Annotated in this window: 11 protein-coding genes; 8 read left to right on the top strand and 3 right to left on the bottom strand. The window is 71.8% G+C overall.

What is annotated here, in order from left to right:
- Window positions 1-10: 10 nt before the first annotated feature.
- Complete coding sequence (locus Adu01nite_RS10680; RefSeq protein ID WP_203726422.1) at window positions 11-892, top strand: serine/threonine-protein kinase; 882 nt, start codon at window positions 11-13, stop codon at window positions 890-892.
- On the opposite strand, the gene Adu01nite_RS10685 is transcribed toward Adu01nite_RS10680, so the two are convergent.
- Both Adu01nite_RS10685 and Adu01nite_RS10690 read right to left on the bottom strand, forming a co-directional pair.
- Window positions 889-1,722, bottom strand: coding sequence for a universal stress protein (locus tag Adu01nite_RS10685; RefSeq protein ID WP_203726423.1), 834 nt, complete (start codon window positions 1,720-1,722; stop codon window positions 889-891). The genes Adu01nite_RS10680 and Adu01nite_RS10685 overlap by 4 nt on opposite strands.
- 85 nt (window positions 1,723-1,807) lie before the next feature.
- On the bottom strand, window positions 1,808-3,268 hold the full coding sequence (locus Adu01nite_RS10690) for an amino acid permease (RefSeq protein ID WP_239132285.1): 1,461 nt from the start codon (window positions 3,266-3,268) through the stop codon (window positions 1,808-1,810).
- 112 nt (window positions 3,269-3,380) lie between these two features.
- Between Adu01nite_RS10690 and Adu01nite_RS10695 the strand changes: the two genes are divergently transcribed.
- From Adu01nite_RS10695 to Adu01nite_RS10725, 7 genes are all read left to right on the top strand, one after another.
- Window positions 3,381-3,785 (top strand): STAS domain-containing protein, encoded by a 405-nt coding sequence (locus Adu01nite_RS10695; RefSeq protein ID WP_239132286.1) that lies wholly within the window; start codon window positions 3,381-3,383, stop codon window positions 3,783-3,785.
- A gap of 45 nt (window positions 3,786-3,830) precedes the next feature.
- Entirely contained in the window at window positions 3,831-4,541 is a 711-nt protein-coding gene (locus tag Adu01nite_RS10700; protein ID WP_203726424.1) for an alpha/beta hydrolase, read from the top strand.
- Window positions 4,542-4,562: 21 nt separating this feature from the next.
- On the top strand, window positions 4,563-5,798 hold the full coding sequence (locus Adu01nite_RS10705) for an ATP-grasp domain-containing protein (RefSeq protein WP_203726425.1): 1,236 nt from the start codon (window positions 4,563-4,565) through the stop codon (window positions 5,796-5,798).
- Window positions 5,799-5,831: 33 nt separating this feature from the next.
- Window positions 5,832-6,272 carry a DUF5990 family protein gene (locus Adu01nite_RS10710; RefSeq protein WP_203726426.1) on the top strand — a complete coding sequence of 147 codons (441 nt, stop codon included), beginning with the start codon at window positions 5,832-5,834 and terminating at the stop codon, window positions 6,270-6,272.
- Complete coding sequence (locus tag Adu01nite_RS48420) at window positions 6,269-9,235, top strand: DEAD/DEAH box helicase (protein ID WP_203726427.1); 2,967 nt, start codon at window positions 6,269-6,271, stop codon at window positions 9,233-9,235. The genes Adu01nite_RS10710 and Adu01nite_RS48420 overlap by 4 nt, the downstream gene beginning before the upstream one ends.
- Entirely contained in the window at window positions 9,228-9,992 is a 765-nt protein-coding gene (locus Adu01nite_RS10720) for an SWIM zinc finger family protein (protein ID WP_239132287.1), read from the top strand. The genes Adu01nite_RS48420 and Adu01nite_RS10720 overlap by 8 nt, the downstream gene beginning before the upstream one ends.
- A 110-nt stretch (window positions 9,993-10,102) precedes the next feature.
- Window positions 10,103-10,678 (top strand): hypothetical protein, encoded by a 576-nt coding sequence (locus Adu01nite_RS10725; protein WP_203726428.1) that lies wholly within the window; start codon window positions 10,103-10,105, stop codon window positions 10,676-10,678.
- A 58-nt stretch (window positions 10,679-10,736) separates the two neighbouring features.
- Here the strand turns inward: Adu01nite_RS10725 and Adu01nite_RS10730 are convergent, their stop codons facing one another.
- Window positions 10,737-12,158, bottom strand: a complete 1,422-nt coding sequence (locus Adu01nite_RS10730) for an SDR family NAD(P)-dependent oxidoreductase (RefSeq protein WP_203726429.1) — start codon at window positions 12,156-12,158, stop codon at window positions 10,737-10,739.
- Window positions 12,159-12,328: the final 170 nt, after the last annotated feature.

Here is a 12,328-nt window from a genome sequence, read left to right on the forward strand (position 1 = left end):
CGGGGCGGCCATGGCGACGCGGACCGTGGGTGGGCGATATCAGCTGGTCCGACGCATCGGCGTGGGCGGCATGTCCGAGGTGTGGCACGGGCACGACGAGGTGCTCGACCGGCCGGTCGCCATCAAGGTCCTCGCGCCCGGGCACACCACGCCGGTCGACGTGGTGCGGGCCGAGGCCCGCTCGGCGGCCCGGCTGGCCCACCCCAACGTGGCCGGCGTGCACGACTTCGGCACCTCGGCCGAGCAGCCGTTCATCGTGATGGAGCTGGTCGAGGGGCGCACCCTCGGCGAGCACCTGCGCGCAGGCGCGCTCGACTGGCGGATCGCGGTGCGGATCTGCGCCGAGGTGGCGGCCGCGCTGGCCGCCGCGCACGGCGAGAACGTCGTGCACCGCGACATCAAGCCGGGCAACATCATGCTCACCCCGTCCGGTGCCAAGGTCCTCGACTTCGGCATCGCGGCGACCGTCGGGGCCGCCGACGACGACCCGGACGGGCCGGTGATGGGCACCCCCGCCTACGTGGCGCCGGAGCGGTTCGCCGGGCACCCGGCCACCCCGGCCACCGACATGTTCGCCGTCGGCACCCTGCTCTACCAGTGCCTGAGCGGCCGGCTGCCGTGGCTGCGGGCCACCCCGACCGAGCTCGTGCACGCCGAATGTCACGACGACCCGGACCCGCTGCCGGAGATCGACGGCCTGCCCGGCGAGGTCCTCGACCTGTGCTCGCGCTGCCTGGCCAAGGACCCGGCCGAGCGGCCCACCGCCATGATGGCCGCACTGCTGCTGGCCGAGGCGGTGGACGCCCGGGTGTACGTGCCGATGAGCCTCATGGAACCGCTGCCGCCGTCGCCGCGCTGGATCGACGAGCCCACCGGCCGGCACCGCGCCTAGCCGCTGCGCGGGACCACCACCACCGGCCGCCGGGCCTTGCGCAGCAGCCGGGCCGAGACGCCGCCGAGCAGCACCCGGCGGGCCGGGCCGTAGCCGCGCGAACCGCAGAACAGCACGTCGACCTCGTCCAGGCCGGCCAGGGTGTCGACCACGTCGCCGATGATGATCCGCCAGTCGGCCTCCAGGCCGGGCACGCTGGCCGCGGCGGTCGACAGCGAATGCTCGTACGTCTCCTTCGCCGTCTCCAGCAGCACCCGCTCGGCGTCGTGCAGGAACGGCAGCGGGCCGGTGCCCTCGGCGACCACGGTGTAGAGCCGCAGCCGGGCACCGGCGCCGGTGGCCAGCGCGGCCGCCTGCGCCAGGGCGGCCCGGCCGTCCGGGGTGTCCACGTACGCCACGCCGATCAGGCCCAGCGTGCCCGGCTGTTCGACCAGGTCGCCGGGGACGACCGCGACCGGGCAGACGTTGCCGGCCAGCAGCCGTTCCGCGGTGCTGCCCAGCGCCTCCTGCCCGGAACCGACCACCACCAGCGCGGCGCCGGTCTCCTCGGCCAGGTCGTGCAGGCCGTGCGCGGCCGACGAGGAGGCGATCGTCCGGTACTCGATGTGCCCGGTCGCCTCGCCCAGCGCCGCGCGCGCGTCGTCGAGGACCTGCTGGGCGGCGCGGTGCCGGTCGGCCACCCACTCGGCGTCGACCCGGCCGGAGCCGAGCGCGGCCGGGGCCGGGTGCACGACCGCGACGATCAGCGGCACGCCGAGGGTCTCGGCGGCCCACCGGCCCAGGGTCAGGGCGCCCGGGCCGGGTGCCCCCACGATCACCGGGCCGGTCATGGCTGAGCCTCCTCGGTCATGCCTTTCTGGCCCTCGCCTGCGGCCTGGGCGGGCAGGTTGCGCAGGTGCCGCTCGGTGCAGGCAGTCATGACTGTTCACCGTCCTGCTCACGGGCCCAGCTCGGGGTGCTCTGCGGCTCGGTGCGTAGCCGCGAGTTGCGGTAGCCGTACAGCAGGTAGATCGCGATGCCGATGACCAGCCACACCCCGAACCGCACCCAGGTCTCCCAGGGCAGGTCGCTCATCAGGTAGAGGGCGAACAGCACGCCGATGATCGGCAGCACCGGCGACCACGGCACCCGGTACGGCCGCGGCATCTCCGGCCGGGTCCGGCGCAGGATGATCACACCGATGTTGACCAGCACGAACGCGAACAGGGTGCCGATGTTGACCAGCTCCACGATGGTGCCCAGCGGCACCAGTGCGGCCAGGATCGCGATCAGCACGCCGAGGCCGACGGTGAGCCGGACCGGGGTGCCGAAGCGCTGGTTGATGGTGGCCAGCCGGCGCGGCATCAGGCCGTCGCGGCACATGGCGAAGAAGATGCGGGTCTGTCCGTAGAAGATGACCAGGACGACGCTGGTGATGGCGACGACCGCGCCGAGCGCCAGGATGCCGGCCGCCCAGCTGATGCCGGCGCCCTGGTCGAGGGCGGCGGCGAGCGGCGCGTCGCTGCCCTTCATCTGGTCGGGCGAGGCGATGCCGATCGCGCCGACCGCGGTGAGCACGTAGAACAGCGTGCAGATGCCCAGCGAGGCGAGAATCGCGATGGGCAGGTCCCGGCCCGGCTTCTTGGCTTCCTCGCTGCCGGTGGAGACCGCGTCGAAGCCGATGTACGCGAAGAAGATGATCGCGGCCGCCGAGGTCACCCCGTCCACGCCGGCCGGGGCGAACGGCTGGAAGTTGCCGGTGCCGAAGTTCGCGAACGCCACGATCAGGAAGAAGATCAGCACGGCCAGCTTGATCACGACCATGATCAGGTTGGCGCGGGCGCTCTCGGTGACGCCCCGGACCAGCAGGAACGTGATCGCCAGGACGATGAAGACGGCCGGCAGGTTGAACACGCCGCCGTCCGACGGGCTCTTCGAGATCGCGTCCGGCAGGTGGTAGTTGAACGCGGCGTCCAGGAACGCGTTCAGGTTGCCGCCCCAGCCGACCGCGATGCCGGCGACCGACACCCCGTACTCGAGGATCAGGTCCCAGCCGATGATCCAGGCCACGATCTCGCCGAGGGTCGCGTAGGTGTAGGTGTAGGCGCTGCCGGAGACCGGGATGGAGGAGGCCAGCTCCGCGTAGGACAGGGCCGAGAACGCGCAGGCCACGGCGGCCAGCACGAACGAGAGGATGACGGCCGGGCCGGCGATCCCGGCGCCCTTGCCGATCACGACGAAGATGCCGGTGCCGATGATCGCGCCGACCCCCATCGCGGTCAGCTGGGTGACGCCGACGGCCTTCTTCAGGCCGCTGCCTTCCTCGGTGGTCTCGGTGATCAGTGAGCGTACGTCCCGGATCGCGAAGATGCCCGGTTTACCTGATGTGCTTGCCACGGCCCACCCGCCCTCGTAGCTCGATTGGCGATTGCCGATCTCACCTTGTGCACAGGTGGTCACGCTCCGCAAGTCGAGAGTGGCGCCGGAAACTCGTGGCAGCCTGCGAGGCGTGCGATCGTCGTTGTACCGTGAGGTGAACGGGTACGAAGGCGGAGGGTCGGCGATGGGCGAGGCGGTGATGACCACGCGCACCCAGGCCGACGGTGCGATCGTGGTCGACGTCCGGGGCAGCCTCGACGCCGCCACCGTGGACGCCGTCCGCGAGTCCCTGCTCGGCACCCTGGCGCGGGAGCGCCCGATAACCCTCATCGTCGACCTGACCTTCGTGGTGTTCATGGACTCGATGGGCGTCGGCGCGCTGGTCACCGGCTACAACGCGGCCCGCGAGACCGGCACCCGGTTCGTGCTGCGCAATCCGAGCGAGTTCGTGCACCGGCAGCTGCGGGTCACCGGGCTGGCCGAGATGTTCGGACTGCCCCCGGCGTCGTCGCCTTCGCAGTCCTTCACCGGCTGATCCTTTCAGCGCGCGCCGTCGCTCCCGGGCGGTTAATGTGCGTGCATGGAACGGGTGGCGGTGGCCCGCGGGGAGTGGCGTGACCTCCGGTTGCCCGCGCCCCTGCTGAAGGTCGAGCTGACCGCCCGGGTCTGGTCGCCGGCCACCCCCACCGATCGGGTGGTTGTCGTGCACGACGGGCCCGACTACGACCAGTTCGCCGCGCTCGGCGACTTCGCGGCCGGGATCGTGGCGGCCGGGCAGGTGCCGCCGTTCCGGCTCGTGCTGCTGCCCGCCGGGGACCGCCTGGAGTGGTATGCGGCCTCCCGGGCGTACGCGAAATCGCTGACCGCCGAGATCCTGCCGCGCGTCGCCGGGGACCGGCCGGTGGTCGGGATCGGCGCCAGCCTCGGCGCCCTCGCCATGCTGCACGCCCAGCGCCGGGAACCGGCCCGGTTCGCCGGGCTGTTCCTGCAGTCCGGCAGCTTCTTCCAGCACCGGTTCGACGCGCAGGAGTCCGGCTTCGCGCGCTACCAGCGGATCATCCGGTTCGTCGCCGCGGTCCGGCGGGCCTCGTCCGGCCCGGCCGTGCCGGCCACGCTGACCTGCGGTCTCGCCGAGGAGAACCTGGCCAACAACCGGAGCATGGCCGACGCCCTGCGCGGGCAGGGGTACGACGTGAGCTTCGCGGAGAGCCGCGAGGGGCACAACTGGACGAACTGGCGGGACACCCTCGATCCGCATCTGACCACGCTGCTGCAGCGGGTGTGGCCGTAGCTCAACCCCCGGGAGGACGACGTGGCCGACGTCGAGCACACCATCGGACTGTTGCTGGGCACCGAGGACGACTGGCCCCGGGCCTACGAGGCACTGCTGCGCCGGCTCGGGGTGATCAAGGGGCCGGACGGGCGCACCCACCGGGCGGTCAGCGAACGGGTCACCATCGAGCCGTTCAACCTGCGCGACAAGCCGCGGCACGAGCTGGTCATCGACCGGCTCGCCTATTGGTACTACCACCCGCGCGAGTGGCTCAAGAAGATCTCGCTGATGGACGACGTGTACCTGCTGAACAGCCCGTTCACGTTCCAGTCGATGGAGAAGCACGCGGCCTACTGCGCGATGATGCGGCTCGGCCTCAAGGTGCCGGAGACGGTGCTGGTGCCGTACAAGAATCCGCTCGACAACAGCCGGTACGCCTACACCGCGGCCCGCTACAACCAGTCCTTCGACCTGGAGGCCACCGCGGCGCAGGTCGGCTACCCGATGTACATGAAGCCCTACGACGGCGGGGCCTGGGTCGGCGTCTCCAAGATCCGTAACACCGACGAGCTGCACGCGGCGTACGACGCGTCGGGGGAGCGGCTCATGCACCTGCAGGCCTCGGTCGAGGGGTACGACGTCTTCGCCCGCTCGCTGACCATCGGGCCGGAGACGATGGTGATGAAATTCCGGCCCGAGCAGCCGATGCACTCCCGCTACGAGGTCGACCACGGGTTCCTCACCGCCGACGTCGGGCACGAGGTGGTCACCATCTCGCGGCTGGTCAACGCGTTCTTCCGGTGGGAGTTCAACTCCTGCGAGTCGCTGGTCCGCGGCACCGACGTGCACCCGATCGACTACGCCAACGCCTGCCCGGACGTCGCGATCACGTCGCTGCACTACTACTTCCCGTGGGCGATGTCGGCGCTGCTGCGCTGGACGGTGTTCTGCGTGGTCACCGAGCGCAAGCCGACGCTCGACACCGACACCGCCCGCTACTTCGCCATCGGCGACGACCCGTCGCTGTCGTACGCGGAGAAGCTGACCGAGTACCGGCGGCTCACCGACGAGTACTTCGAGACCGCCCGGTACGAGGAGTTCTGCGACCGCTACCTGGGCAACGTGGACGCGATCGTCTACGACTGGGTGACCTCCGAGGAGTTCCGGTCGCTGCTGCGCGAGACCGTCCGGGCGACCTACCCGGTGCACGAGCACGAGAAGTTCCTCGGGCACTTCGGCGGGCTGATCGACGCCTGGGTGCGCGATCACTCCTGAGTTTTGTCACAGGCCCGGCCTATTGTCGGTCGGGTGCGGATCCGGATCGAGGGACGAGAACTGCCGGGCACCTTCCCGGGCCCGGTGGCTGACGAGTTGCGCCTGCGCAATGTGCACGTGGGGGTGCAGCGGAAGTCTGTCGTCGTCGACCGGGTGCCGGCGTCGGCGCCGGCCGCGGTCTGGGAGCTCGAGGTCGACTCTCGGGAGGTCGACGGGCTGCCCGACGTGGGCGGGCCGTTCGTGCACGGCCGGCCGGGAGCTCGGTTCCTCTATCTGAGCTGGGGGAACGTCTCGGGGGAGTCGTTCGAGATGTTCCGGCGGGCGAAGCTGCTGTTCGGCGACATCCCGACCGCTCTGCTGCGGCAGGCATTCTCGGATTCCTTGCTGGTCGGGTCACTGGGCTTGACGGATGCGGCCGGCGAGCCGCGCTGTGCCCGCGTGCGGCCGCCGGACATCGTCTGGACCGTGCGATGAGCACCGCCCTGGTCCAGGTCGGGGTTCGGGTCCTGCACGGGTTCGTCGCGCGGGACGGGGCCCTCTGCCTGTGGGGCGAGGTCGACACATCGGATATGTCGGCCTTGAAGGGTGGGCATCCGCTGGCGCTGCCCGTCGACCGGCTCCCGGTGGGCGATTCGCACGCCCCGATGGTGCTCATGCTGCCGTCGACCAGCGCCGGGCCGATGCCGTCGCCGCAGCTCGGGCTGCCGCCCCGGCGCGGGACCCCACGGCTGCGGCCCTGGCAGGTGCCGGTCGTCGAGGTGCCGTTCGTCGACGACGACCTCGCCGACGAGTTCGACGGCCGGCTCGGGCCGTCCGTCCACTGGCTGATCGAGCTGTGCGCCTTCGCCGCCGACCTGGTGCGGCGCGGCCGGGTGCTGCCGGCCGTGCTGCCCGGCGGGCCGGTCGCCCGCTGGCGGCCGGTGCTCACCGGCTTCGACGCCGTGCACCACGCCGACCTGCAGCGCCGCATGCCGCCGGCCTGCCGGGCCGAACGCGCCCGCCCCGGCGACGTGGCCGGGCTGCCCGCCGCCGACACCCTCGCCGCCGCCCTGCACCGGCTCGTCGACGGCCTGGTCCGCACCCGGCTCGCCCTCGCCGGTGTCGAGATCGGCACCGGCTGGCTGGCCGCCCTCACCGGCGAACCGGAATTCACCGCCGCGCCCGCGCTGGCCGACGACCTGGCCGAGAAGCTCGACGCGTGGCACGCCGACGCCGCGTCCGGCGCCGCCGTCCGGCTCTGCTTCCGGCTCAGCCACCTGCAACAACTCGACGAGGAGCCGGACGCCACCGACCCGGCGGCCCGGCCGCCCGGCCGCGACGTCTGGCTCCTCGAATTCCTCCTGCAGGCCGTCGACGAACCGAGCGCGCTGGTCACCGCGAGCGACATCTGGCAGGACGAGTACGCCCCGCTGCGCCGCTGGACCAGGCACCCGCAGGAACGGCTGCTCGGCGGCCTCGGCCGGGCGGCCCGGCTCTACGCCGAGCTCGGCGCCGCCCTGCGGGTGCCCCGGCCGGTCGACATGGTCCTCGACACGGCCGAGGCGCACACGTTCCTGAGCCACGCCGCGATCCTGGAGGAGGCCGGCTACGGCGTGCTGCTGCCGGCCTGGTGGCGTGAGCCGCAGAGCCTCGGCCTCGCCCTCGAGCTGCGCGAACGTGACCCGGTCGCGCCGGTGCTGCGGGACGAGGCGGCCGACCTCGCGCACCTCGTCGACTACCGGTGGGGGCTCGCCCTCGGCGGCCGGGTGCTGACCGAGACCGAGCTGGACGACCTGGCCCGGGCCAAGATTCCGCTGGTGCGGCTGCGCGGGCGCTGGGTGCATCTCGACGCCGTCCGGCTGGCCGCCGGGCTCACGTTCCTGGAGCGTGGCGGGGGGTCGATGACCGCCGGCCACGCGCTGCGGATGGTCCGGCTGCTGCCGCCCGAGGAACTGCCGCTGCCGGTCACCGCGGTCGGCGGCAAGGGCTGGCTCGCCGACCTGCTCGACGGGGATCTCGAGGAAAATCTGGAGCTGCTGCCGCCGCCCGCGGAGTTGCGCGGCGAGCTCCGCCCGTACCAAATCCGGGGTTTCTCGTGGTTGGCCTTTCTCGACTCGCTCGGGCTCGGTTCGTGCCTCGCCGACGACATGGGGCTCGGCAAGACCGTGCAGCTGCTCGCCCTGCTGCTGCACCGGCGGGCCGGGCCGGCGCTGCTGATCTGCCCGCTGTCGGTGCTCGGCAACTGGCAGCGCGAGGCCGCCCGGTTCGCGCCGTCGCTGACCGTGCGGGTGCTGCACGGCGGCGAGAAACCCGAGTTCGAGGGCGCCGACATCGTGCTGACCACCTACGCGACCGCGCTGCGGGCGGCCGACGAGCTGGCCGCCTTCACCTGGGACAGGGTGGTGCTCGACGAGGCGCAGCACGTCAAGAACAGCGCCGGGGTGATGGCCAAGGCGGTGCGCCGGTTCCCGGCGCGGGTGCGGATCGCGTTGACCGGCACACCGGTGGAGAACCGTCTCGCCGAGCTGTGGTCGATCCTCGACTTCGTCAACCCGGGGCTGCTCGCGTCCGCGCACACGTTCCGGGCCCGGTTCGCCGTGCCGATCGAGCGCTACGCCGACGAGGAGGCCGCGGCCCGGCTGCGCACCGCCACCCGGCCGTTCCTGCTGCGCCGGGTCAAATCGGACCCGTCCGTCATCACCGACCTGCCCGACAAGCGGCACATCCGGCACCTGTGCGGACTGACCACCGAGCAGGCAACGCTCTACCAGGCGATCCTCGACGACATGTCCGGCCGGCTCACCGAGAGCACGGACAAGTGGAACAAGGGCATCGTGCTGGCCGCGATGACCAAGCTCAAACAGGCCTGCATCCACCCGGCGCTGCTGCTCGGCGACGGCTCCGCGCTGCCCGGCCGCTCCGGCAAGCTCGAACGCCTGGAGGAGATCATCGACGGTGCGCTCGCCGAGGGGGAGAGCGCGCTCTGCTTCACCCAGTTCGCCAAGTTCGGGGCGATGCTCACCCCGCACCTGGCCGCCCGGTTCGGGGTGCCGGTGCGCTACCTGTACGGCGGCACCTCGCGCGCCGACCGCGACGCGATGGTCGCGGAGTTCCAGGCCGACCAGCGGCCCGGCATCTTCGTGCTGTCGCTCAAGGCCGGCGGCACCGGGCTCAACCTCACCGCCGCCAACCACGTCGTGCATGTGGACCGCTGGTGGAACCCGGCGACCGAGGCGCAGGCCACCGACCGGGCGTTCCGGATCGGACAGCAGCGCGACGTGCAGGTGCACACCCTGGTCTGCCTGGGCACCCTGGAGGAACGCATCGACCGGCTGCTGGTCGACAAGGGGGTGCTGGCTGAGCGTGTGGTGGGTAACGGCGAGAGCTGGCTGACCGCGCTGGACACCGCCGAGCTGCGCTCGCTGCTGCGGCTGGAACCGGAGGCCGTCGTTGACTGACTCGATGGCCCTCGCCTTCCTCGGCACGTTCGAGTCGCTGCGGATGGGGCCGACCTTCGCCCGCGGCCGCCGCGACGAGCGGGCCGGGCACGTCCGGCAGCTGACCATCTCGGGCAGCCTCGTGGTGGCGCTCGTGCGCGGTCCCGAGGACGCCACGTCGTTCCGTGCCCGGATCGCGGTGCGCTCGTTCGGCGCCGCCGAGTGGGCCCGGGTCGAACAGGACCTGGTCGCCGAGGCGCGGTTCGCGGCCGACCTGCTCGGCGGGCGGATGCCGGCCGGGATCGGGGCGGTGTTCGCGGCGGCCGGGCTCAGCCTGGTGCCGCTGTCGCTCGACGAGGTCGCGATGGACTGCTCCTGCGAGCGGTGGCCGATGCCGTGTGTCCATCTCGCGGCGACCTGTTACGCGCTCGCCCGGTCCTTCGAGGAGGATCCGTTCGGCATCTTCGCCTGGCGCGGCCGCTCCCGGGACGAGTTGTTGCTGCACCTGCGGGAGCTGCGGGCGAGCGTGGGTTCGACGTCCGCCGACGCTGAGGTCCATTCGCGTGTCGCGCCGGAAAATCCTTCGGGTGATCTTGGTGAGCCGGCCGGCTTCTGGGGCGGCGAGACCGCTCCGCCGGCCCCGACCGGCGGCCATCCCGGGGCTGTGACCAGGCCTGATGCGCTCCTCGACCAATTGGACCCGCCACTGATCGCGGACCAGGGCCGCCCGATTGTCGACCTCCTGCGCCCGGCCTACCGGGCTCTGCCCGAAGGGTAGCGGGAGTCAGTTCTTCCACCATCGGGTTACACGGAGCGAAATCAAGCCGTGACGTTCGGTGAGCATGTTCTCCTTGTTGGGACATTTCGTTTGTCAGGAGAAGGTGTGAAATGAACCGATTTACCCGAATTCTCACCATGGCCGGCCTTGGGCTGGTAACTGGCGTGACGATGGCTGCCGGTCCGGCGATGGCCGCGAGCAGCAGCGATCAGGGCACGGCGAAGTCGGGTTCCAACGCCAGCGAGGCGCGTCGCTTCGGCGACCGTACCGTCGGTGTGTTCCGTAGCTACCGGGCTTGCGACCGTGCCGGCGAGTACGGCGAGGACCGCGGCTACTGGGAGGACTACGACTGCGTCCGGATCTTCTGGCACGGCAGCGTCGGTTACCGGCTCGTCGTCGACTACGACGACTGGGGCCACGGCTGGGGCGGCCACTTCCCGAGTAACTGGGGTGGCGGCTGGCGTCCGTACCCGGGCAACTGGGGTGGCGGCAACTGGGGTGGCGGCAACTGGGGCGGCGGCAACTGGGGCGGCGGCAACTGGGGCGGTAACTGGGGTGGCCCGCGTCCGGGTCCGTGGGGCGGCCCCGGCCGTCCGCCGGTGATCATCCCGCCGGGCGCTCCCCTGCCCACCCTGCCGGGCACCGGCACTCCGGTTCCTCCGGGACCGGTCAGCGTTCAGAGCTGATCTCAGCAACATCCAGGCGAGCCGCATCCCGGCCAGGGATGCGGCTCGCCGCGTTCGGCTACCAGTCGACCGGGGCGTAGTCCTTCAGGAAGCAGCCGTACACGTCCTCGCCGGCCTCGCCGCGCACGATCGGGTCGTAGACGCGGGCCGCGCCGTCCACCAGATCCAGCGGAGCGTGGAAACCCTCCTCGTGCAGGCGCAGCTTCGTCGGATGCGGGCGCTCGTCGGTGATCCAGCCGGTGTCGACGCTGGTCATCAGGATGCCGTCGGCGAACATGTCGACCGCGCTGGTGCGGGTCAGCATGTTCAGCGAGGCCTTCGCCATGTTCGTGTGCGGATGGCCGGCACCCTTGTAGCCGCGGTTGAAGATGCCCTCCATCGCCGACACGTTCACCACGTAGCGGCGGGGGAACGGTGACTTCGTCATCGCCGCGCGCAAGCGGCTGACCAGTACGAACGGCGCGGTCACGTTGCACAGCTGCACTTCCAGCAGTTCGAGCGGGTCGACCTCGTGGACCCGGTCGCTCCAACTGTTCGTCGCCGTCGTGTCCGGCACCAGGCCGCCCGCGTCGATCGCCGCCGAACGGGCGGTCAGCGCCATCTCGGTGATCTGCTGCGGGGTCAGCATCGTGCCGCCGTCGGTCAGCACCGCCGCGGGGGAGGCCCCGGCGGTGCCGAAGAACTCCAGCTCCGGCAGCGGGCCGTCGGGCAGCGGCCGGCGCTCGGCGGCCGCGATCGCCGCATACGACCCCGGCGTACGCCGGACCGTCTGGGCCGCGTTGTTGATCAGAATGTCCAGCGGGCCGTGCGCCGCGACCGAATCCGCCAGGGCGGTCACCTGCGCCGGATCGCGCAGGTCGAGACCCACCACCCGCAGCCGATGCAGCCAGTCCGCACTGTCCGGCATCGCCGTGAAACGCCGGACCGCATCGTGCGGGAACCGGGTCGTGATGGTCAGGTGCGCGCCGTCGCGCAGCAGCCGCAGCGCGATGTACATGCCGATCTTCGCCCGGCCACCGGTCAGCAGCGCCCGCCGGCCGGTCAGGTCGGTGCGGGCGTCGCGCTTCGCGTGGTTGGTGGCCGCGCACTCCGGGCAGAGCTGGTGGTAGAACGCGTCGACCACGGTGAACCGCCGCTTGCACACGTAGCAGCCGCGGGCCTGCAGCAGCACCCCGGCGCTGGCGCCCTTGACGTTCGAACGCAGCGGAATGCCGGCCGTCTCGTCGTCGATGCGCCCGGGCGCGCCGGTCGCCGTGGCCTCGGTGACCTCGCGGTCGGCGGAGAGGATCGCATCGCGCCGCTCCCGGCGGCGCTGCATCTTGGCCGTCTTGAACAGGCCGGCCGTGGCTCGGCGCAGGGCCACCGCGTCCGGGTGCTCCGGGGGAAGCTTCTCCACCTCGGCCATGACCGCCAGGCAGGCCGCGAGCCGCTCCGGATCCACCCCGCCGGTGCCGGTCGTTTCCGTGTCCGCGCTCGTCATGCCCGCTCTTCCCTCTCGTGCCACTTCACCGGAGAGACTGTACTGAGCCGTCGTGCCCGGCCCCCATCGGAGGCTGGGGATTTGCGCACTGGGGCTGCATTAATGCGGGCTCGGGCCGGATTGATGCCGGCTCAGCCGGGCAATTCCGCCGGTGATGACTTTCGCGGGCG

Source organism: Paractinoplanes durhamensis (assembly GCF_016862175.1).
GTDB classification, from domain to species: Bacteria; Actinomycetota; Actinomycetes; order Mycobacteriales; family Micromonosporaceae; genus Actinoplanes; species Actinoplanes durhamensis.

Bases quoted from the DNA above. Each gene is read 5' to 3' on its own strand.
- Adu01nite_RS10680 (WP_203726422.1), top strand. From the start codon at position 11: ATGGCGACGCGGACCGTGGGTGGGCGATATCAGCTGGTCCGACGCATC.
- Adu01nite_RS10700 (WP_203726424.1), top strand. From the start codon at position 3,831: ATGGAACGGGTGGCGGTGGCCCGCGGGGAGTGGCGTGACCTCCGGTTG.
- Adu01nite_RS10730 (WP_203726429.1), bottom strand. From the start codon at position 12,158: ATGACGAGCGCGGACACGGAAACGACCGGCACCGGCGGGGTGGATCCG.
- Adu01nite_RS10685 (WP_203726423.1), bottom strand. From the start codon at position 1,722: ATGACCGGCCCGGTGATCGTGGGGGCACCCGGCCCGGGCGCCCTGACC.
- Adu01nite_RS10725 (WP_203726428.1), top strand. From the start codon at position 10,103: ATGAACCGATTTACCCGAATTCTCACCATGGCCGGCCTTGGGCTGGTA.
- Adu01nite_RS48420 (WP_203726427.1), top strand. From the start codon at position 6,269: ATGAGCACCGCCCTGGTCCAGGTCGGGGTTCGGGTCCTGCACGGGTTC.